Source organism: Streptomyces sp. NPDC093546, assembly GCF_044765045.1.
Classification (GTDB): domain Bacteria; phylum Actinomycetota; class Actinomycetes; order Streptomycetales; family Streptomycetaceae; genus Streptomyces.
Genome location: NZ_JBIWJG010000017.1, coordinates 1 through 20,027, shown reverse-complemented (window position 1 = coordinate 20,027; position 20,027 = coordinate 1). Strand labels below are relative to the sequence as shown.

Here is a 20,027-nt window from a genome sequence, read left to right as displayed (position 1 = left end):
TGTCCTTTCCTCCACCCTCCTTCACCGAAAGGCCCCGCGCGCATGGCTCAGCCCTTCGTCCTGCCGGATTTCTACGTGCCGTATCCGGCACGCCTCAATCCCCACCTGGAGGCGGCCCGCGTCCACACCAAGCAGTGGGCGCGGCGGATGGGGATGCTGGAGGGCTCGGGCGTCTGGGAGGAGCACGACCTCGACTCCCACGACTACGCCCTGCTGTGCTCGTACACCCACCCGGACTGCGACGCCGACGCGCTGTCCCTGGTCACCGACTGGTACGTCTGGGTCTTCTTCTTCGACGACCACTTCCTGGAGGTGTTCAAGCGCACGCAGGACCTGGCCGGCGGCACGGCGTACCTGGACCGAATGCCGGCCTTCATGCCGATGGACCTCGACCAGGGGATGCCGGAGGCGACCAACCCGGTCGAGGCGGGCCTCGCCGACCTGTGGACCCGTACGGTGCCGAGCATGTCGGCGGGGTGGCGCTCCCGGTTCGCCGAGGCGACCGAGCACCTGCTCAACGAGTCCCTGTGGGAGCTCGCCAACATCAACGAGGGCCGGATCGCCAACCCCGTCGAGTACATCGAGATGCGCCGCAAGGTCGGCGGCGCGCCCTGGTCGGCGGGGCTGGTGGAGTACGCGGCCGGTGCCGAGGTCCCGGTGTCGGTGGCGGACTCGCGGCCGCTGCTGGTGCTGCGGGACACCTTCGCCGACGCCGTGCACCTGCGCAACGACCTCTTCTCGTACCAGCGGGAGGTCGAGGACGAGGGCGAGAACAGCAACGGCGTGCTGGTGCTGGAGAAGTTCCTCCACTGCTCGACGCAGGAGGCCGCCGAAGCCGTCAACGACCTGCTGACGTCCCGGCTGCAGCAGTTCGAGAACACGGCGCTGACCGAGGTGCCCGCGCTGTGCGTGGAGAAGGGGCTCGGGCCTGAGGAATGCGCCGCCGTGGCCGCGTACACCAAGGGGCTGCAGGACTGGCAGTCCGGCGGCCACGAATGGCACATGCGCTCCAGCCGCTACATGAACGAGGGCGCGCTGGGCGCCCGTTCGGCGCTCCCCGGGGTGCTGGGCACGTCGGCGCTCGACATCCGCACGCTCTTCGGGCGGCCCGCCGCCGCGCGGCTGCGCACCCTGACCCATGTGCCGCACCAGCAGGTCGGGCCGTCGCTGCTGCCGGACTTCGACCTGCCCTTCCCGCTCTCACTCAGCCCCCACCTGGACGACGCCCGCGCGAAGGCGCTGGCGTGGGCCGGCCGGATGGGCCTGCTCGACGACATCTGGGACGAAGCCATGATGGACGGCTTCGACCTCCCGCTGTGCGCGGCGGGGCTGGACCCGGACGCCACCGCCGAGGAGCTGGAGCTCAGTTCGCTGTGGCTGACCTGGGGCACGTACGGCGACGACTACTACCCGCTGAAGTTCGGGCGGCCGCGCGACCTCGCCGGGGCGAAGGTGTCCACCGAGCGGCTCAAGGCGTGCATGCCGGTGGAGGATCCGGCGGCCGGCGCCGCCGGGGCCGTCAGTCCGATGGAGAGGTCGCTGGCCGATCTGTGGGCCCGCACGGCCGGACCGATGGGCCCCGACGCCCGGGCCGCCTTCCGCGGGGCGATGGACCGCATGCTGGACAGCTGGATGTGGGAGCTGCACAACCAGGCGCAGCACCGGGTGCCCGACCCGGTCGACTACATCGAGATGCGGCGCCAGACCTTCGGCTCCGACATGACGATGAGCCTGGCGCGGCTGCGGCACGAGGGCGGACTGCCGGCGGAGCTGCTGCGGAGCGGTCCGGTGCGCAGCCTGGAGAACGCGGCCCAGGACTACGCCACGATGCTCAACGACCTCTTCTCGTACCAGAAGGAGATCGAGGTCGAGGGCGAGGTGCACAACGGGGTGCTGGTGGTGCAGACCTTCTTCGGCTGCGACTACCCCACCGGTGTGGCGATCGTCGACGATCTGATGCGGGGGCGGCTGCGGCAGTTTCTGTATGTGAAGGAGAAGGAACTGCCCCTGCTGGCCGAGCAGTTCGGGCTGAAGGAGACCGGGCGGGCGGCGCTCGACGCGTACGTCCGGGAGCTGGAGGACTGGCTGGCCGGCATCCTCAACTGGCACCGCAGCGTGCGCCGCTACCGCGACGAGGACGTCCGCTCGGGCGCGGGCACGGCACGGCTGCGCGGCGTGAGCGCGCCGACCGCCACGGCACCGGCCGAGTCCCGCACGGCGCGGGCCGGTGGTCTGCCGACCGGGCCGGTGGGGCTGGGCACGTCGGCGGCCCGGGTGGCGGAGCTCTTCACCTCGCGGGTCTGAGCGGGAGGGGCGGGGCGCTGGTCAGGAGGGGCGGATGCCGCGGAGCTGGTCCAGTTCGCGGCGTTCGCGCTTCGTCGGGCGGCCGGCGCCGCGGTCGCGGACTCCGGCCAGCGCGACGTGCTCGCGGGGCGGCGGGGGCGGGCTGTTGTCGATGTACGCCTCCGCCGCGACGGGTGCGCCGACACGCTTGGTGAGCACGCGGGTGACCTTGACGATCCGCTCGCGGCCCGCGTGGTAGAGCCGCACCTCGTCGCCCGGCTTGACCGCCTGGGCGGGCTTGACGCGCTCGCCGTTGACGCGGACGTGCCCGGCGCGGCAGGCCGCGGCGGCCTGCGACCGGGTCTTGGTGAGCCGTACGGCCCAGATCCAGCTGTCGACGCGGGTGGTCGCCCGCGTGGTCCCCTCGTCCGTCGTCGCCATGGGCTCAGCCCTGCTGGAAGAGTTCCGCGGGCAGGGGCTTGAGCAGCGCGTACAGGTCGTCGGTGATGGGGCGGTCCCAGCTGGCGATGGTGACCAGGACGTTGTCGCTGCGGTCGAACTGCACGCAGGAGATGCGGCTCTCGGAGAGCTTGAGGCGGCGCACGATCAGCAGGTTGTCGCCCTGCATGACCGGCACGTCCTCGGTCTCGACGACCTCGACCGGCTCGTCGTTGTCGAGCGCGGCGAGGAGCTGGGCGACCTCGAAGGGCACCTGGCCCTCGGCGAGCTCGCGCGCCGGGGAGCCCTCCGGGAGATTGCCGATGATCATCGCGGGGCCCCGGCCGCCGAACAGGTCGTACCGGAGGAAGACACCCTGGCAGCTGCCGTCGGGCGCGGGGAGCAGACCGGCGCCGAGATTGCCGGGCCAGTCGCCCGGGTCCATGGCCAGGACATCGAAGTCCGGGCCGGCGGGTGTGGCGGCGCTGCGGCGACGGAGGAAGGACATGCCGCCATGGTACGTGCCCGGGCGCCCGGAACGGCGGGCGGCCCCTCGGCGGACGGCCCCCCGAACGGCGGGTACGCGGGCGGCCCGCGCCGCCGTGCGCACGGGCGCGGCTCGGCGCGGTTCACCGCATCGGGGGACGGCCGGCCGCCGGGCCCGCCGCTCCCCCGCGCTCGGCGAGGAGGCGCAGGGTGGTGAGGGCCCGCTGGGCGTGGGCGTGCTCCACGAAGAGGTGGTCGTGGTGGTAGCCCGCCACGACGTTGCAGCTCAGCCCCGCGTCGGCGAGCGCGCCCGCGACGGCGGCGGTCAGGCCGACGGCGTCGAGCGCGGAGTGGACACGCAGCGTGATCCAGCCGGCCACGTAGTCGTACGGGAGCGAGGCCGCGTCCGCCTCCTCCTCGCGGACGACCACGGTGAGGCCCTCGGACTCGGCGACCGTGACCACGGGGTGCAGGCCGGGCGGGACGGCCGGGCCGTCGACGGTGCAGAAGACGTAGCGGCCGGGGTGGAGCTCGGGCCGCAGGGCGGCCAGGAGCCGGGTCAGGTCGCGCTCGCCGTTGGTTCCACTCATGATCGCCAGCTTAGGCGGGCGCGTCGGCGAGGACCCGGCTCCCGGTCGCCTGCGGTCAGGTGAGGTCGAACTCGCCCTCCCGGGCGCCCCGGACGAAGGCGCGCCACTCGGCCGGGGTGAAGATCAGCGACGGGCTCTCCGGGCGGGTGGCGTTGCGCATGGCGATGAACCCCTCGACGAAGGCGATCTGCACATCGCCGGCGCCCTGGGTGCCCGAGCGCCAGTTCGCGTCGCTGAGGTCGAGGTCCGGCTTGTTCCAGTCGATGAGCTGCTGCTGGGCGGTGATGCTGTCGGCCACGTGCGTGCTCCTCCCGGTTCGTCCGTCCGCGCACACCCTAGTCATCGCGGCCTGTCCCCGACAGACCGCGATCAACGGGCCTTGGAGGGAGCGTCGTCGGGGGTGGGGGCGAGGAACGCGGCGATGGTGCGGGCGAAGGCCCCGGGGTCGTCCACCCACGGGTAGTGGCCGGCGCCGCGCTGGACGGCGAGCCGCCCGTGCGGGAAGAGCGTGGCGAGTTCGGCGGCGCGGGCGGGCCGCGGGCCGGCGTCGTACTCGCCGGCGAGGACGAGGACGGGCGCGGTGACGGCGGCGAGCGCGGCGCGGGTGGCAGCGGGGTCGCCGAGCGCGCCGTCGGCGTAGAAGGCGTCGGCGGCCGCGAAGTTGGTCTGTTCGTCGTCGCTCGCGGCGTGCGCCCGGGCGGCCGCGTCCCACCGCCCGTACATGAACGGCAGCACGAGGTCCCACACCTCCTCGATGTCGCGCCCGGCCAGCATCTCGTCGAGGGCGGGGCGGCTCTGCGCGTACCAGGGCTCGCCCTGGCGCAGGTCGGCGGCCTCGCGCCGGTCCTCGGCGGTGGCCGCGATGCCGGCGGGCCGGGTGCCACCGGTGACGAGGGTGAGGGAGGCGAGGCGGTCGGGGTGGGCGGCGGCGTACAGGACGGCGAGGGTGGCGCCGGCGGAGTGGCCGAGGAGGTCGAGCTGGTCCAGGCCGAGGTGGACGCGCAGCGCCTCGACGTCGTCGACCTGGCGGTCGGCGCGGTAGGTGCCGGGGTCGGCGGGCTCCGCCGAGTCGCCGCTGCCGCGGGGGTCGAGCAGGACGAGCCGGCGGTGGGCGGTGAGGCCGCCGAGGTCCCCGAAGTAGGCGGAGGCGCGCATCGGCCCGCCGGCCAGGCAGACGAGCGGCTCGCCCTCCCCCCGCAGGTGGTAGGCGAGCTCGGTCCCGTCGTACGCGCTGAACTTCGGCATGGGCGAGATCCTCACAGCGGAGTGGGGGGACCCGCAAGGCAGTTCCGCCCGGCGCGGAGGGGCTCCGGCAAGGAAAGCGGCTGTCGGCCTCTTGCCTTCCCGCCGCCGGGTTGGATAACTGATCCCCTACGCGTCGACCGAATGATCGGTCGACCGTCCGCGACCGGACCTCTAGGACGGGAGAACGGCGATGACGGACCTGCTCGACGCCGGGGAGAAGCTCGGCCGCGCGGAGCTGGCGGCCGTGCAGCTGGAGCGGCTGCGGGCGACGCTGCGCCACGCGTACGAGAACGTGGAGTTCCACCGGCGGGCCTTCGACAAGGCGGGGGTACGGCCCGAGGACTGCCGCGAGCTCGCCGACCTCTCCCGGTTCCCGTTCACGACGAAGGAGGACCTGCGGGAGACGTACCCCTTCGGGATGTTCGCGGTGGAACGGTCGCGGGTGCGACGCATTCACGCGTCGAGCGGGACGACGGGCCGGCCGACCGTCGTCGGGTACACGGACGGCGATCTGGACGTGTGGGCGGACGTCATGGCGCGGTCGATCCGCGCGGCGGGCGGACGGCCCGGCCAGATGGTGCATGTGGCGTACGGGTACGGGCTGTTCACGGGCGGGCTCGGGGCGCACTACGGCGCCGAGCGGCTCGGGTGCACGGTCGTGCCGGCCTCCGGGGGCATGACGGAGCGTCAGGTGCGGCTGATCCAGGACTTCCGGCCGGAGATCATCATGGTGACGCCGTCGTACATGCTGACCCTGCTGGACGAGTTCGAACGGCAGGGGGTCGATCCGCGCACGACGTCGCTGAGGACCGGGATCTTCGGCGCGGAGCCGTGGACGGAGGAGATGCGCCGCGAGATCGAGGAGCGGTGCGGGATCGACGCGGTCGACATCTACGGCCTGTCGGAGGTGATCGGGCCGGGCGTCGCGCAGGAGTGCGCGGAGACGAAGGACGGGCTGCACATCTGGGAGGACCACTTCTACCCCGAGGTCGTCGACCCGCTGACGGGCGAGGTGCTGCCCGACGGGGAGCACGGCGAGCTGGTGTTCACCTCGCTCACCAAGGAGGCGATGCCGGTCGTCCGGTACCGCACGCGGGATCTGACGCGGCTGCTGCCGGGGACGGCGCGGGTGTTCCGGCGGATGGAGAGGGTCACGGGGCGCAGTGACGACATGGTGATCCTGCGGGGCGTGAACCTCTTCCCCACGCAGATCGAGGAGATCGTCCTGCGTACGTCGGGCCTCGCGCCCCACTTCCAGCTCAGGCTGACCCGGGAGGGGCGGCTCGACGCGCTGACCGTGCGCGCGGAGGCGCGGCCGGGGGCGACGGCGGAGGTGCGCGAGCGGGCGGCGGGAGCGGTGGCGGCGGCCGTGAAGGAGGGGATCGGGGTGTCGGTGGCGGTGGAGGTGGTGGACCCCGAGACGCTGGAGCGTTCGGTGGGCAAGCTCCGGCGGATCGTGGACCTGCGCGGGGAGTGAGCGGCCTGGGGCTCAGCGGCACAAGACGGTCTCCCGCTCCAGACGCGACAGCTTCTCGGGGTTGCGCACGGCGTAGAGCCCGGTGACGAGGCCGCCGTCGACGCGCAGCGCCATGACGGTGTCGATCTCGCCGCCCAGCCGGACGATCAGCGCCGGGTCGCCGTTGACCCGCGTCGGCCACAGCGACACCGCACCCGCGATCCTGCCCAGCACGTGCGCCACCCGACCGGCCCCCACGACGGGTGCCGGTGCGGCCCGCACGACTCCCCCGCCGTCGGTGAGCAGGACGACGTCCGGCGCGAGGAGGTCGAGCAGGCGTCGCAGGTCGCCCGTTTCGACCGCCCGCTGGAACGCCTCGGCGGTGCGGCGGGCCTCGATGGCGGAAGCGGCCCCGCCCGGCCGGCGTGCGGCGACGTGGGCCCGTGCCCGATGGGCGATCTGACGGACCGCGGCCGTGGTCTTGCCGACGGCCTCGGCGATGTCGTCGTACCCGAGGTCGAACACCTCGCGCAGCACGAACACCGCGCGCTCGGTCGGGGCCAGCGTCTCCAGTACCAGCAGCATCGCCATCGAGACGCTGTCGGCCAGCTCGACGTCCTCCGCCACGTCCGGCGCGGTCAGCAACGGCTCCGGCAGCCAGGGGCCGACGTAGGACTCCTTGCGACGGCCGAGCGCGCGCAGATGGCTCAGCGCCTGGCGGGCGGTGATCCGGACCAGGTACGCACGCTGATCCCGCACGGTGCCGGGATCGACGCCCACCCAGCGCAACCAGGTCTCCCGCAGGACGTCCTCGGCGTCCACGGCCGAGCCGAGCATCTCGTAGGCCACGGTGAACAGCAGGTTGCGGTGGGCGACGAACGTCCGGGTGACGCCGTCCATGTGGTCGCCGCCGGTGCCCGGCTGCGACGTGTCCCCCGTCGGGTCGCTCACGGTTCGGTCGCTCGTGATCAGGTCGCTCGTGATCCGCTCGTTCCTGGTTCGGTGGTTCATCGCCGGCTCCCGCCCCTTCGCTCTCGACTGCGCCGTACACCAGACGCCGCTCCCCACCGCTGTGTGACACCCGCGGCCGGTGATGCCCGCCACATCACCGCGCGGTCGGCGGTACGGTCGGCCGCGCGGGCGTCTCGGGGAGTGGACGTCTCGATCGGGGGCAGGTGAGCCGCATTCCGGGTGTGTACGGAGCATCCCGGACGGTCGTGGAAAGGCGGTTGTCGTGCGCAGCGTGGGCGTCGAAGAGGAACTCCTGCTCGTGGACCGTGAGAGCGGCGAGCCCAGAGCGCTCTCGGCGGCGGTGCTGGCCGCCGTCTCGCGGGACCCCCAGGGCAATGAGGAGGTCTTCGAGAGTGAGTTGCAGCGCCAGCAACTGGAGTTCGCCACCCGGCCGCAGACGGCCATGGCGGACCTCGGGGTCGAGATCCGGCGCTGGCGGGCCGAGGCGGCGCGCCATGCGGAGAAGCTGAACGCTTCGGTGGCGGCGCTGGCGACGTCGCCGCTTCCGGTGAGTCCGACCATCGGGACCGGGGAGCGGCACCAGTGGCTGAAGGAGCACTTCGGCCTCACCGCCCAGGAGCAGCTGACGTGCGGGTGCCACGTCCATGTGTCGGTGGAGTCGGACGAGGAAGGGGTGGCGGTCCTCGACCGGATCCGGCCCTGGCTTCCCGTGCTGCTGGCCATGAGCGCGAACTCGCCGTTCTGGCAGGGCGAGGACAGCGGTTACGGCAGCTACCGCAGCCGCGTCTGGGGGCGGTGGCCGTCCGCCGGGCCGGTGGAGGTCTTCGGCTCGGCCGACCGATACCACGAGCAGGTGCGCGACATGGTCGCGAGCGGGGTGCTGCGCGACGAGGGCATGGTGTACTTCGACGCCCGGCTCTCCCACTCGTATCCCACCGTCGAGGTCAGGGTGGCCGACGTCTGCCTGGACCCGTCCACGACGGTGCTGCTGGCGACGCTGGTACGGGGCCTGGTGGAGACCGCGGCGCGCCAGTGGCGGGACGGCGAGCCGCCCGCGCGGCACGGTGTGACGCTGTTGCGGCTGGCGTCCTGGCGGGCGGCCCGGTCCGGCCTGGAGGACACGCTGATCCACCCGCTGACGATGCGGCCCGCGCCGGCCGAGGCCGTCGTGCGGGCGCTGTTCGACCATGTGCGCGACGCCCTGGAGGAGAGCGGTGACGTGCCGGCCGCACAGGAGGCGCTGGCGATGCTGCTGAAGACCGGGAACGGGGCCAGGGTGCAGCGCGAGCTCCTGGAGCGGGAGGGGAGTCTGCGGTCCGTGGTCACCGAGTGCGTGCGCCGCACGCTCGGCTGACGGCGATCCCCGCACACGCGTACCGACCGGACGGTTGACAGCGTGCGGCCGGGGGTGGGTGCATGGCCCAACAAGCTTTCTTTCCGGTCTTGTTGGGAGGCGCCTTGCACGTCCGCAGCGGGCTTTCGCGGAGCCGTCTCAGACGGCTCGTCCCGGCCGCCGTCGCGCTCGCGACGGTGGCCGCCACGGCCGGTGCCGCCGGCCCGTCCGTACCGACGGAGCGTCACCGGCCGTCGGACGGCGGCCTGTCGGCCGTCATCCGCTACACCGAGTACGGCATCCCGCACATCGTGGCCAAGGATCACGCGAACCTCGGCTTCGGCACCGGCTGGGCGCAGGCCGCCGACCAGATATGCGTGCTGGCCGACGGTTTCGTGACCGTACGCGGCGAGCGCTCCCGCCACTTCGGGGCGGGCACGGCGTCCGACGGGGCGCTGTCGTCCGCCGCCACGAACCTCTCCAGCGACCTGTACTTCCAGGGCGTGCGCGACGCGGGCACCGTGGAGCGGCTGCTCGCGACTCCGGCGCCCGCCGGGCCGAGCCGCGAGGCGAAGGAGCTGATGCGCGGCTGGGCGGCCGGCTACAACGCCTGGCTGCGGCAGAACCGCGTCACGGACCCGGCCTGCGCGGGCGCCGCCTGGGTGCGGCCCGTCACCGCGCTGGACGTCGCCCGGCGCGGTTTCGCGCTCGCGGTGCTGGGCGGGCAGGGCCGGGCGGTCGACGGCATCACGGCGGCGCGGCCGCCGGGCGCGGCGCCCGTCGCGCCCGTGGATCCCGTGCGGACGGCGGACGCGGCCCGCGCCCTGTTCGCGTCCGAGAGCGCCGACATGGGCTCCAACGCGGTGGCGTTCAGCGGCGCCACCACGGCGAACGGCCGCGGGCTGCTGCTGGGCAACCCGCACTACCCGTGGCACGGCGGACGCCGCTTCTGGCAGTCGCAGCAGACCATTCCCGGCGAGCTGAACGTCTCGGGCGGCTCGCTGCTCGGCGGTACGGCCGTCAACATCGGGTTCACCGAGAAGGTGGCGTGGAGCCACACCGTCGCCACCGGCGTCACCCTCAACCTCCACCAGCTGGCGCTGGACCCGGCCGATCCGACCGTGTACCTGGTGGACGGCAGGCGGGAACGGATGACGCAGCGGACGGTCACCGTCCCGGTGAAGGACGGCGCCCCCGTCACCCGTACGCAGTGGTGGACGCGGTACGGGCCGGTCGTCACCTCCCTCGGCGCCTCGCTGCCGCTGCCCTGGTCGACGACGACGGCGTACGCGCTGAACGACCCGAACGCGGTCAACCTGCGCTCCACGGACACCGCGCTGGGCTTCGCCAAGGCCCGCTCCACGCGCGAGATGTCCGAGGTGCTGCGCCGCACGCAGGGGCTGCCGTGGGTGAACACGGTCGCGGCGGACGCGTCCGGGCACACGCTGTTCACCCAGTCGCAGGTGCTGCCGCGCATCACCGACGAGCTGGCCGCGCGGTGCTCGACACCGCTGGGCAAGGTGACGTATCCGGCGTCGGGTGTGGCGGTACTGGACGGTTCGCGCACGCAGTGCGCGCTCGGGTCGGACCGGGACGCGGTGCAGCCGGGCATCTTCGGGCCGTCGCGGATGCCGGTGCTCCAGGACGCGCCGTACGCCGTGAACTCCAACGACAGCGCCTGGCTGACCAACGCCGACCGGCCGCTGACCGGCTACGAGCGGGTGTTCGGGACGGTCGCGACGCCGCGTTCGCTGCGGACCCGGGGCGGTGTCGAGGACGTCGCCGCGATGGCCGCGAGAGGGCGGCTGACGGTGGCCGACCTCCAGCACCAGCAGTTCGCCAACCGGGCGCCGGCCGGTGATCTGGCGGCGGCCGACGCGGCGGAGGCGTGCGCGGCCGCGCTGCCGGACGACCGGGAGGCGTGCGGGGTGCTCGCGCGCTGGGACCGGACGGTGAACACCGGCAGCCGGGGCGCGCTGCTCTTCGACCGCTTCTGGCGCAGGCTCACCGCGGCCGTACCGGCGGCGCAGCTGTGGAAGGTGCCCTTCTCGGCGGCCGACCCGGTCCGTACGCCGCACACGCTCGACACCTCCTCGCCCGCCTTCGCCAAGGCCCTGAAGGACGCGGTCGCCGAGCTGAGGGCGGCGGGGATACCGCTGGACGCGCCGCTCGGGGAGCACCAGTTCGTGGTGCGGGGCGGCACGCGCGTCCCCGTGCACGGCGGTACGGAGTCACTCGGCATATGGAACAAGACCGAGGCCGTGTGGAACGCCGCGGGCGGGGGCTATACGGAGGTGGCGCACGGGACGAGCCATGTCCAGGCGGTCGGCTGGGACGGTAGCCGGTGCCCGGTGGCGCGGACGCTGCTGACGTACTCCCAGTCGTCGAACCCGCACTCGCCGCACTTCGGCGACCAGACGGCGCTGTTCTCGGGCGAGCGGTGGGTGAGGTCCCGCTTCTGCGAGAAGGACATCCTGTCCGACCCGAAGCTGAGGGTGGTACGCGTCAGGGGCTGATCGACAGGAAGACGAAGGCGGCGAACAGCACCAGGTGCACGCCGCCCTGGAGGAGCGTGGCCCGTCCGGGCACCACGGTCAGGGCGCTGACCACCGCGGTGAGCGTGAGCAGCACCAGGTGGACGGCGCCCAGGCCCAGCACCAGGGGCCCGGACAGCCAGATCGAGGCGAGCGCGATCGCCGGCACGGTGAGGCCGATGCTGGCGATCGCGGAGCCGTAGGCGAGGTTGAGGCTGGTCTGGACGCGGCCGCGGCGCGCGGCGCGCACGGCGGCGAGGGTCTCGGGCAGCAGCACCATCAGGGCGATGACGACCCCGACGACCGCCTGGGGAAGCCCCGCCGACTCGACGCCGTCCTCGATGGCGGGTGAGACCAGCTTGGCGTTGCCGACGACGGCGACGAGGGCCACCAGCAGCAGTCCGAGGCTCGTCCAGGCAGCGCGGGCGGCGGGCGGCGGGGCGTGGTCCTCCTCGCTGTCGGCTTCCTGCCCGTCGCGGGCGACGGGCAGGAAGTAGTCGCGGTGCCGGACGGTCTGCACGGTGACGAAGAGCAGGTAGAGGGCGAGCGAGGCGACGGCGGCGAAGGCCAGCTGGGCGCCGGTGAACTGATGGCCCGGCTTGCCGGTGGTGAAGGTGGGCAGGACCAGGGTCATGGCGGCGAGTGTGGTCACGGTGGCGAGCGCGCCGCCGGAGCCCTCGGCGTTGAAGACGGCCACCCGGTGGCGGCGCAGCGCGGCGACGAGCACGGACAGGCCGACGACGCCGTTGCAGGTGATCATGAAGGCGGCGAAGACGGTGTCGCGGGCGTACGTGGACGCGTCGCCGCCGCCCCCGGCCATCAGCATCACGATGAGCCCGACCTCGATGACGGTCACGGCGACGGCCAGGACGAGGGAGCCGTACGGCTCGCCGACGCGGTGGGCGACGACCTCGGCGTGGTGGACGGCCGACAGGACGGAGGCGATCAGGCAGAGCCCGACGACGGCGAGGAGCGGGCCGGGCAGGTCGCGCCCCCAGCCGGCGGCGAGGACGGCCACGGCGACGACCGGCGCCCAGGTGGTCCACTGCCGGGCCAGGCGCGCGGGCCCGCGGCCTTCGTCCCGGCCGGCCTCCGGCCCCTGGTGGGGACCCTGTTCCGTGCCCGTACTCATGCGGCCACGCTGCCAGAGCGGGGTGGGCGCCGCGCGCTGTGGGGGCCACAACGGGTGCGGTGTCTTGACGGGTCCCGGGCGACGGTAAGAAAGTTTCACCTGCCGCGGGGGTGCCGGAAGGATTCTTTCAGTGAGGCTGGAGGGGTGGGGATGGCGGAGGGGATCAGCCGGCGCCGGCTCGGCGGTGGAGTCCTGGCTCTGGGAGGAGCGCTGGTGATCGGTTCGATTCCGGGTGCCGCCGCGGCGGACGACGGCGGGTCCGGCCCGGGCCGGGGCACTGGGCCCGGGGCGCGGGGCGGGCGGCCGACGCTGCGGCTGGGATCCGCCGAGCGGGCCGGGCTGCTGCCCGCCCACCTGGACCGGCTGGTGGCAGACGCGGAGCGGTTCCTGGAGCCCTCCCCCAAGCACCCGTGGTACGCGGGGGCGGTGCTGCTCGCGGGGCGCGGCGGCACGGTGGCGCTGCACAAGGCCATCGGGCACGCCGTGCGGTACGCGGCGTACGACGAGAAGACCGACACGGGCGTGGAGCTTCCGGCCGAGCGCCGGATCGCGATGACCGAGGACACCGTCTTCGACCTGGCGTCGGTGTCGAAGCTCTTCACGGCGGTGCTGGCGGTGCAGCAGATGGAGCGCGGGGCGCTGGACCTGGAGGCGAGGGTCACCGCGTACCTGCCGGACTTCGGGGGCGGCGGCAAGCAGGACATCACGGTGCGTCAGCTGCTCACGCACACCTCGGGGCTGCGGGCGTGGATCCCCCTGTACGAGGAGCCGACGCGGGAGGGGAAGCTGCGCCGGCTGTGGCAGGAGGAGCCGGCGAACCCGCCCGGGAGCACGTACCTCTACTCGGACCTGAACCTCATCACGCTCCAGCTGGTCCTGGAGGAGATCACCGACAGCACGCTGGACGCGCTGCTCCGCAACGAGATCACCGCTCCGCTCGGGATGCACCGCACCCGTTTCAATCCGCCGGCCTCCTGGAAGCCGCTGATCGCGGCCACCGAGGACGCCCGCCGCCCCTGGTCCGGCCTCGACCGCGGCCTGGTGTGGGGCGAGGTGCACGACGAGAACGCCTACGGTTTCGGCGGCGTCGCGGGCCACGCGGGTGTCTTCTCCTGCGCCTGGGACCTGGCCGTCCTCGCCCGCACGCTGCTGAACGGCGGCGTCTACGGCCGCGCGCGGATCCTGGAGCCGAAGTCCGTGGAGCTGATGTTCACGGACTTCAACACCGCCTTCCCCGGCGACGAGCACGGGCTGGGCTTCGAGCTCTACCAGCACTGGTACATGGGCGCCATGGCCACCCCGCACACCGCGGGCCACACCGGCTTCACCGGCACCAGCCTGGTCGTCGATCCGACCACCGACTCGTTCCTCGTGGTCCTCGGGAACTCGGTGCACCCGGCGCGCTCCTGGCGCTCCGGCTCGGCGCCCCGCGTCGCCGCCGCCGACCACATGGCGCGTGCCGTCCCCGTGCGCCCGGCGCACGGCCGCACCGCCTGGTACGCGGGCATGGCGTCGAGCACCACGGCGACGCTCACCCTGCCCGACCTGCCGTCGCCGGTGTCGGACCGGGCCCGGCTGCGCTGCGCGCTGTGGTGGGACACCGAGCCGGGCGCGGACGCCCTCTTCCTGGAGGGGTCCGGCGACGGGGGCGCCACCTGGACGCCGGTGCCGTTCACGACCGTACGGCCCGGCGCGGGCGGCGACGAGCCGGTCCCCCACCCCGGCGGCGCGGTGACCGGCTGGTCCGGGCGGGTCTGGCACCGGCTCGACGCGGACCTGACGGCCTGGCGGGGCACGCCGTCGCTGCGGCTGCGCTGGCGGTACGCGACCGACCGGCGGTACGTCGGGCGCGGGGTGTACGTCGACGGGCTGCGGGTGCGCGACGGGGACGACGTCCTCTTCGACGACGCGCGCCCGTCGGACGCGGCGCGCCTCCGGCTGGACGGCTGGACCGCCTCGATGGACTGAGCCGGCCGCATACCCCGCGGACAAGCAGGAACACTCGCCCGTTAGGGTGAACAACCATGATCTCCACGGCATTTGAGGACTACCTGTCCCGCCTGGGCGTCACCCGTCCGGGGGCCCCGTCCGTCGAAGCCCTGTTCGCGCTGCAGCGCGCCCATCTCGAACGCGTTCCCTACGAGAACATCGACATCCAGCTCGGCCGCCCGCCCGGTATCGAGCCGGAGCTCTCCGTACGGCGGTTCGCGGCCGGGCAGGGCGGCTACTGCTTCCATCTGAACGGCGGTTTCGCCGCGCTGCTGGAGGCCCTCGGGTACGACGTGACCCGGCACGTGGCGGGCGTCCACGAGGACCCGGAGGGCCGGGGTGCCAACGGCAACCACCTGGCGCTGACCGTGCGCGTCGGCGGCGAGGGCTGGTTCGTGGACGCGGGGCTCGGCGACGGGCCGCACGAGCCGCTGCCGCTGCGGCCGGGGACGTACCGGCAGGGCCCGTTCACGTACCGCATGGAGCCCTCCGCCACCGAGCCGGGGGGATGGACCTTCTTCAACGAAGGCGGCCCGTTCCCGGTCATGGAGATGGCAGGGCGGCCGGCCACGATGGCCGACTTCGCCGCCGAGCACGTGCGGCTGTCCACCGCGCCGGACTCCCCCTTCCTGGGGACCTTCACCGCGCTGCGCCGGGACGCCAAGGGGCTGGACGTCCTCCGGGGCAGGGTGCTCACCCGCGTCGACACGGCCGGGCGCAGCGAGCGGACGCTGCGGACGCCGGACGAGTGGTACGGCGCGCTCGCGGATGTCTTCGGGCGGAACCTGGACGCCCTCGACACCGCGGACCGGGCCGCGCTGTGGGAGCGGGTGACGCGCGCGCACGAGGCGTGGCTCGCGGCCCGGGCACAGGCGCCGACGGGGTGAACCGGTCACCCGGACGGGTGCCCGGATGCGGATCCGGGAGGCTGCGGCGAGACTGAGGGGCGGGGGACGTCACGACCAGGAGGATGACCCTATGTCCGTGATGGACAAGCTCAAGCAGATGCTCAAGGGCCACGAGGACAAGGCAGACAAGGGCGTCGACAAGGCCGGCGACGTCGCCGACCGGAAGACGCAGGGCAAGTACAGCGGCCAGGTCGACACCGGCCAGGACAGGCTGAAGGAGCAGTACGGCCGCGACCCCGGCCAGGAGCCGCCCCGCACCTGAGCGGGCTCGACCCCCGCGTTTCGCCACCCGCGCCCGGGCCCCCGCCCGGGCGCGGTGCCGTGTCCCCGGTCGGACGAAGCACGAGGGAGTGCCGTGCGGCGTGGCGCCACCCGGGCGGGCGCCTCGGCGTGCGGGCCGCCGACAGCTGGTGAACAGTCGAGTCGAGTCCCCCTCAACTCGAAGGAGAAACCCATGCTTCGGCGTATCTCGGTGATCCTCGCCGGTCTGACGGCCGCCTGCTTCCTCTCCGCCACCCCGGCGGCCGCGGGCGGTGACGACTACAAGCTCGGCTGGCTCGACGGCTACAAGGTCAAGGCGGGCAAGGTCCACGTGGGGCAGATCCACGGCGGGTACTTCCACCTCGGCTGACGCAGCGCCACGTACGTGGGGACGGGAGCTTCGGTTCCCGTCCCCACGTGCGTCCGGCGGCGGTTCAGCGGCGCAGGACCGCCATCGCCGCGTTGTGGCCGGGGATGCCGCTGACGCCGCCGCCGCGGACCGCGCCCGCCCCGCAGAGCAGCACGTTGGGGTGCGCGGTCTCCACGCCCCAGCGGCCGGGTCCCTCCCCGCCGTCCGTGTCGTCGGCGGCGTACGGGAACGCCAGGTCGCGGTGGAAGATGTGGCCGCCCGGCAGGCGCAGCTCGCGTTCCAGGTCGAGCGGGGTCTTCGCCTCGACGCACGGGCGGCCGTCCGCGTCGCGCGCGAGACAGTCGGCGATCGGCTCGTCCAGGTAGCGGTCCAGTTCGGCGAGGGTGGCCTCCAGGAGCGCGGCGCGGGCGGCGTCGTTGCCGGCGGTGAACAGCCGCGCCGGGGTGTGCAGCCCGAAGAGGGTCAGCGTGTGGTGGCCGCGTGCCGCGAGGTCGGGGCCGAGGATCGACGGGTCGGTCAGGGAGTGGCAGTAGATCTCGCCGGGCGGCGCGGTCGGCAGCCGCCCGGAGGCCGCCTCCCGGTACGCCGTCGCCAGCTGCCGGTACCCCTCGGAGACGTGGAAGGTGCCCGCGAAGGCGTCGCGCGGGTCGACGGAGCGGTCCCGGAGGCGGGGCAGCCGGGTGAGCAGCATGTTGACCTTCAGCTGGGCGCCCTCGGCGGGCGGCGGGGCGGGTTCGCCGAGGAGGGCCGCGAGGGCGTGCGGGGAGGCGCCGACCAGGACGTGGCGGGCGGTGACCGTGCCCTCGGCGTCCCCGGTCCGGTAGGTGACCTCCGCGGTGCGGCCGTCGGTCTCGATCCGCGTCGCCTCGCGGCCGGTGGCGATCTCGGCGCCCGCCGCGCGCGCCGCGTCCGCGAGGGCGTCGGTGAGCGCCCCCATGCCGCCGACCGGCACGTTCCAGTCGCCGGTGCCGCCGCCGATCACGTGGTAGAGGAAGCAGCGGTTCTGTACGAGGGACGGGTCGTGGGCGTCCGCGAAGGTGCCGATCAGCGCGTCGGTGAGGACCACGCCGCGGACCAGGTCGTCGTGGAAGTGCTCCTCGATCGTGACGCCGAGCGGCTCCTCGAAGAGGGCCCGCCACGCCGCGTCGTCGGCGACGCGGGCGCGCAGGGCGTCCCGGGTGGGCAGTGGCTCGGTGAGGGTGGGGAAGACGCGTGCGGCGACGTGCCGGGTGCGGGCGTGGAAGCGCCGCCAGGCCGCGTACTCGGCGTCCGAGCCGGTGAGCGCGGCGAACGACTCCCGGGTGGTGCGCTCCCCGCCGATGAGGAGGCCGCCGACGCGGCCGTCGCGCAGGGTGGGGGTGTACGAGGAGACGCGACGGGGGCGGACGGCGAAGCGCAGGCCGAGCTCGCGGACGATCTTCGGCGGCAGCAGGGACACCAGGTAGGAGTAGCGCGAGAGGCGGGCGTCGACCCCGGTGAAGGGCCGGGTGGAGACGGCCGCCCCGCCGGTGGCGGGCAGCCGTTCCAGGACGAGGACGCTGCTCCCCGCGCGGGCCAGGTAGGCGGCGGCGACCAGGCCGTTGTGGCCGCCGCCGACGATGACGGCGTCGTACGGGCGCGAGGGCGTCATGGTTCCTCTCCGCGGTGGCTCGTGTGGGCGGCGACCCGGCGGTGGAGCTCGGCGGCCTCGGCGTGGCGGCCGAGCTGCTCCAGGCAGTGTGCCTCGTCGTCGCGGCCGGCGAGTGTGTCGGGGTGGGCGGGGCCGAGGGTCCGCTCGCGGGCGGCGGCGACCCGCTGGTAGCCGCGCAGGGCCTCCGGCCAGCGGCCCAGCCAGCCCAGCGCGGCGGCGGCCTCGCGGCAGCTGGCGAGCGTGTCGGGGTGGTCGGGGCCCAGCACCCGCTCGCGGATCGCGCACACCTCGCGGGCCTCGGCGAGCGCCTCCTCCCAGCGGCCGAGGCGTCCGAGGTTGACGCCGACGCCGTGCCGGGCGCGCAGGGTCTCCGGGTCGTCGGGGCCCTGCGCCCGGGTGCGTGCGTCCACGAGGTCGCGGTAGAGCGCCAGGGCCTCGTGGCTGCGGCCGAGGCGGCCGAGGCTGATGCCGGTCTCGTAGCGGGCGGCGAGCGTGTCGGAGTGGTCCGGGCCCAGGGTGCGGGCGCGGGCGTCGGCGACCTCGCGGTAGGCGTGCAGGGCCTCGGGCCAGCGGCCCAGCCGGCCGAGGGTGTGCGCCACCTCGTACCGGGTGGCCAGGGTGTCCGGGTGCTCGGGGCCGAGCAGCCCGGCGCGGGCCGCGGCGACGTCGGCCGCCATGCGGTACGCCTCCTCCAGGCGCCCCAGCCGGCCGAGGCTGTACGCCAGGTTGTGGCGGCAGCGCAGGGTGTCGGGGTGGTCGGGGCCGAGGGTGCGTTCGCGGGCCGCGAGCACGCGCCGGTACAGCTGGTGCGCCTCGAAGTGGCGGCCCTGGCAGCCGAGGACGTACGCCATCTCCTGCTGGGCCGCGAGCGTGTCGGGGTGGTCGGGGCCGAGGGCCGCGTGGTGCCGGGCGGCGAGCGCGCCGAGCACGGCGTGCGGCTCGGGGGCCGACGGCGGGGGCTGGGGGGCGGTCCACTGGCCGGTGAGGCCGGCGGAGGGGTCGGGCGGGGTGGCGCGCAGGGTGCTGGTGCCGACGGCCTTGGGTCCGGTGGTCATGGACCGCGTCCAGGAGGGCAGGCGCGGCGCGCGGTCCGGCAGGGGCCGTCCGGCGGGCTGACCGTCCCGCCATGGACCTGCGTACGGCGGGGGCGCGTCGCCCGAACCGGCCGTTCGGGCGGCGGTGAGGCGGCGGCGCAGGTCGGCGGCGTCGTCCGGGCGGTCCTCCGGGGCCTTGGCGAGCAGGTCGAGGACGATCCGCTCGAAGAACTCGGGCAGTTCGGGCCGGTGGGCGCGCGGCGGCTGCGGCGGGGTGTCGCGGTGGCCGACGAGGATCGCCCAGGCGTCGCCGAGGTCGAACGGCGGGGCCCCGGTGGCCATCTCGTACAGCACGCACCCCAGCGAGTACAGGTCGCTGCGGTGGTCGACGGACCCGCCGCCGATCTGCTCGGGCGACATGTAGTGCGGGGTGCCCATGGCAATACCGGTGCCCGTGAGGCGGGCGGTGAAGCCGATGTCGGCGCCGAGGCGGGCGATGCCGAAGTCGCAGATCTTCACCGTGCCGTCGGTGAGGCGCACGATGTTGGCCGGCTTGAGGTCGCGGTGGACGACGCCCTGACGATGCGTGTACGCGAGGGCGTCGGCGACCTGTTCGGCGATGTCGACGACGTCGTGGACCGGCAGCGGCCGGTGCTCTTCGTCCTCCAGGAGCCTGCTGAGGTCGCGGCCGTCGAGGAGCTCCATGACGAGGTAGAGCACGCCGTCCCAGTCGCCGAAGTCGTGGACCACCGTCACGCCGCGGTGCTGGAGCGCGGCCGCGACGCGCGCCTCGCGGCGGAAGCGCTCGCGCAGCGCGCCTACGAGGTTCTCGTCGCGCCCCGGCCCGAGACCGAGCGGTTTGAGACACTTGACCGCGACGCGGCGGCCGAGCGCCTCGTCCGTGGCGCGCCACACCTCGCCCATGCCGCCGCGCCCGATCACCTCGTGCAACCGGTAGCGTCCGTGGATCAGCCTGGTGTCCCCCATAGCGTGCTCTCGCCCCCGTCGGTTCGCCACGCCCCTCCCCCGCCGGTCCAGTATGGCGGCCTCTGCCCGGAGTGTGTACGGGGCGGGCCGGGTACCCGGAGCCGGTCCCACGCCACGAACACCGCCCGGACGGAACGCGGGCGGGGCCGAAGGGCGAGAAGGGGGCGCGGCCGAGTGGCCCGCGCGGGTGGCGTGAAGGGGCGGGGCCGGGGCTTGATGCCCCGGCCCCGCCCCTTCACGCGCTTCACGCGCCGCCCGCGCAGAGCGGCTAGGGGGTGTCTTGCCGATCAGGCCGGATCAGCGAGCGGCGTCTGGTGCGTGCGATCGCAAGGCGGAGGAGGGAGTCCATGCGGTGGGGGCACCTCCCGTGCCCGAAGGG

General features: G+C 74.1%; 16 protein-coding genes and 1 pseudogene. 8 read left to right on the top strand and 9 right to left on the bottom strand.

Annotated elements, in window-relative coordinates; genetic code table 11:
- Nucleotides 1-42: 42 nt before the first annotated feature.
- Nucleotides 43-2,304 carry a germacradienol/geosmin synthase gene (locus tag ACIRNI_RS28130; protein WP_403555582.1) on the top strand — a complete coding sequence of 754 codons (2,262 nt, stop codon included), beginning with the start codon at nt 43-45 and terminating at the stop codon, nt 2,302-2,304.
- A 21-nt stretch (nt 2,305-2,325) separates the two neighbouring features.
- Here ACIRNI_RS28130 and ACIRNI_RS28125 read toward each other — a convergent pair whose 3' ends face one another.
- From ACIRNI_RS28125 to ACIRNI_RS28105, 5 genes and pseudogenes are all read right to left on the bottom strand, one after another.
- On the bottom strand, nt 2,326-2,724 hold the full coding sequence (locus ACIRNI_RS28125; protein ID WP_403555580.1) for an RNA-binding S4 domain-containing protein: 399 nt from the start codon (nt 2,722-2,724) through the stop codon (nt 2,326-2,328).
- 4 nt (nt 2,725-2,728) lie between these two features.
- Nucleotides 2,729-3,229, bottom strand: coding sequence for a hypothetical protein (locus tag ACIRNI_RS28120; RefSeq protein WP_355357744.1), 501 nt, complete (start codon nt 3,227-3,229; stop codon nt 2,729-2,731).
- Nucleotides 3,230-3,350: 121 nt separating this feature from the next.
- On the bottom strand, nt 3,351-3,797 hold the full coding sequence (locus ACIRNI_RS28115; protein ID WP_403555578.1) for an ACT domain-containing protein: 447 nt from the start codon (nt 3,795-3,797) through the stop codon (nt 3,351-3,353).
- A 55-nt stretch (nt 3,798-3,852) separates the two neighbouring features.
- Nucleotides 3,853-4,095: a DUF397 domain-containing protein gene (locus tag ACIRNI_RS28110; protein ID WP_403555576.1), complete on the bottom strand. Its 243-nt coding sequence runs from the start codon at nt 4,093-4,095 to the stop codon at nt 3,853-3,855.
- A gap of 104 nt (nt 4,096-4,199) precedes the next feature.
- Nucleotides 4,200-5,042: pseudogene (locus ACIRNI_RS28105) on the bottom strand (alpha/beta fold hydrolase); the annotation flags it as partial.
- 190 nt (nt 5,043-5,232) lie between these two features.
- On the opposite strand from ACIRNI_RS28105, the gene paaK reads away from it, so the two are divergent.
- Nucleotides 5,233-6,519 carry a phenylacetate--CoA ligase PaaK gene (gene paaK / locus ACIRNI_RS28100; RefSeq protein ID WP_403555574.1) on the top strand — a complete coding sequence of 429 codons (1,287 nt, stop codon included), beginning with the start codon at nt 5,233-5,235 and terminating at the stop codon, nt 6,517-6,519.
- A gap of 12 nt (nt 6,520-6,531) precedes the next feature.
- Here the strand turns inward: paaK and ACIRNI_RS28095 are convergent, their stop codons facing one another.
- A complete protein-coding gene (locus ACIRNI_RS28095) occupies nt 6,532-7,398 on the bottom strand; it encodes an RNA polymerase sigma-70 factor (protein WP_403555750.1) in 867 nt (288 codons plus the stop codon).
- A gap of 334 nt (nt 7,399-7,732) precedes the next feature.
- Here ACIRNI_RS28095 and ACIRNI_RS28090 point away from each other — a divergent pair, with 334 nt between their 5' ends.
- Both ACIRNI_RS28090 and ACIRNI_RS28085 read left to right on the top strand, forming a co-directional pair.
- Nucleotides 7,733-8,824 (top strand): glutamate--cysteine ligase, encoded by a 1,092-nt coding sequence (locus ACIRNI_RS28090; RefSeq protein WP_403555572.1) that lies wholly within the window; start codon nt 7,733-7,735, stop codon nt 8,822-8,824.
- A 104-nt stretch (nt 8,825-8,928) separates the two neighbouring features.
- The gene (locus ACIRNI_RS28085; protein ID WP_403555570.1) at nt 8,929-11,319 is read left to right on the top strand and encodes a penicillin acylase family protein; all 2,391 of its coding nucleotides are present in this window, start codon (nt 8,929-8,931) and stop codon (nt 11,317-11,319) included.
- Here ACIRNI_RS28085 and ACIRNI_RS28080 read toward each other — a convergent pair.
- Entirely contained in the window at nt 11,309-12,469 is a 1,161-nt protein-coding gene (locus tag ACIRNI_RS28080; protein WP_403555568.1) for a calcium:proton antiporter, read from the bottom strand. The genes ACIRNI_RS28085 and ACIRNI_RS28080 overlap by 11 nt on opposite strands.
- 150 nt (nt 12,470-12,619) lie before the next feature.
- Here ACIRNI_RS28080 and ACIRNI_RS28075 point away from each other — a divergent pair, with 150 nt between their 5' ends.
- The 4 genes from ACIRNI_RS28075 (at nt 12,620) to ACIRNI_RS28060 (ending at nt 15,997) form a co-directional block, all read left to right on the top strand.
- Entirely contained in the window at nt 12,620-14,437 is a 1,818-nt protein-coding gene (locus tag ACIRNI_RS28075) for a serine hydrolase (RefSeq protein ID WP_403555566.1), read from the top strand.
- A 56-nt stretch (nt 14,438-14,493) separates the two neighbouring features.
- Nucleotides 14,494-15,345, top strand: a complete 852-nt coding sequence (locus ACIRNI_RS28070; RefSeq protein ID WP_403555564.1) for an arylamine N-acetyltransferase — start codon at nt 14,494-14,496, stop codon at nt 15,343-15,345.
- A 91-nt stretch (nt 15,346-15,436) separates the two neighbouring features.
- Nucleotides 15,437-15,628: an antitoxin gene (locus tag ACIRNI_RS28065; protein ID WP_355357711.1), complete on the top strand. Its 192-nt coding sequence runs from the start codon at nt 15,437-15,439 to the stop codon at nt 15,626-15,628.
- A gap of 192 nt (nt 15,629-15,820) precedes the next feature.
- Complete coding sequence (locus tag ACIRNI_RS28060) at nt 15,821-15,997, top strand: hypothetical protein (protein WP_403555562.1); 177 nt, start codon at nt 15,821-15,823, stop codon at nt 15,995-15,997.
- Nucleotides 15,998-16,061: 64 nt separating this feature from the next.
- Here the strand turns inward: ACIRNI_RS28060 and ACIRNI_RS28055 are convergent, their stop codons facing one another.
- Together ACIRNI_RS28055 and ACIRNI_RS28050 are read right to left on the bottom strand one after the other, a co-directional pair.
- Nucleotides 16,062-17,627 (bottom strand): phytoene desaturase family protein, encoded by a 1,566-nt coding sequence (locus ACIRNI_RS28055; RefSeq protein ID WP_403555560.1) that lies wholly within the window; start codon nt 17,625-17,627, stop codon nt 16,062-16,064.
- Nucleotides 17,624-19,648: a tetratricopeptide repeat protein gene (locus ACIRNI_RS28050; protein ID WP_403555558.1), complete on the bottom strand. Its 2,025-nt coding sequence runs from the start codon at nt 19,646-19,648 to the stop codon at nt 17,624-17,626. The genes ACIRNI_RS28055 and ACIRNI_RS28050 overlap by 4 nt, the downstream gene beginning before the upstream one ends.
- Between the last annotated feature and the right edge of the window lie 379 nt (nt 19,649-20,027).

Bases quoted from the DNA above. Each gene is read 5' to 3' on its own strand.
- ACIRNI_RS28070 (WP_403555564.1), top strand. From the start codon at position 14,494: ATGATCTCCACGGCATTTGAGGACTACCTGTCCCGCCTGGGCGTCACC.
- ACIRNI_RS28115 (WP_403555578.1), bottom strand. From the start codon at position 3,797: ATGAGTGGAACCAACGGCGAGCGCGACCTGACCCGGCTCCTGGCCGCC.
- ACIRNI_RS28060 (WP_403555562.1), top strand. From the start codon at position 15,821: ATGCTTCGGCGTATCTCGGTGATCCTCGCCGGTCTGACGGCCGCCTGC.
- ACIRNI_RS28095 (WP_403555750.1), bottom strand. From the start codon at position 7,398: ATGGACGGCGTCACCCGGACGTTCGTCGCCCACCGCAACCTGCTGTTC.
- ACIRNI_RS28065 (WP_355357711.1), top strand. From the start codon at position 15,437: ATGTCCGTGATGGACAAGCTCAAGCAGATGCTCAAGGGCCACGAGGAC.
- ACIRNI_RS28130 (WP_403555582.1), top strand. From the start codon at position 43: ATGGCTCAGCCCTTCGTCCTGCCGGATTTCTACGTGCCGTATCCGGCA.
- ACIRNI_RS28120 (WP_355357744.1), bottom strand. From the start codon at position 3,229: ATGTCCTTCCTCCGTCGCCGCAGCGCCGCCACACCCGCCGGCCCGGAC.
- ACIRNI_RS28125 (WP_403555580.1), bottom strand. From the start codon at position 2,724: ATGGCGACGACGGACGAGGGGACCACGCGGGCGACCACCCGCGTCGAC.
- ACIRNI_RS28055 (WP_403555560.1), bottom strand. From the start codon at position 17,627: ATGACGCCCTCGCGCCCGTACGACGCCGTCATCGTCGGCGGCGGCCAC.
- ACIRNI_RS28075 (WP_403555566.1), top strand. From the start codon at position 12,620: ATGGCGGAGGGGATCAGCCGGCGCCGGCTCGGCGGTGGAGTCCTGGCT.
- paaK (WP_403555574.1), top strand. From the start codon at position 5,233: ATGACGGACCTGCTCGACGCCGGGGAGAAGCTCGGCCGCGCGGAGCTG.
- ACIRNI_RS28080 (WP_403555568.1), bottom strand. From the start codon at position 12,469: ATGAGTACGGGCACGGAACAGGGTCCCCACCAGGGGCCGGAGGCCGGC.
- ACIRNI_RS28050 (WP_403555558.1), bottom strand. From the start codon at position 19,648: ATGGGGGACACCAGGCTGATCCACGGACGCTACCGGTTGCACGAGGTG.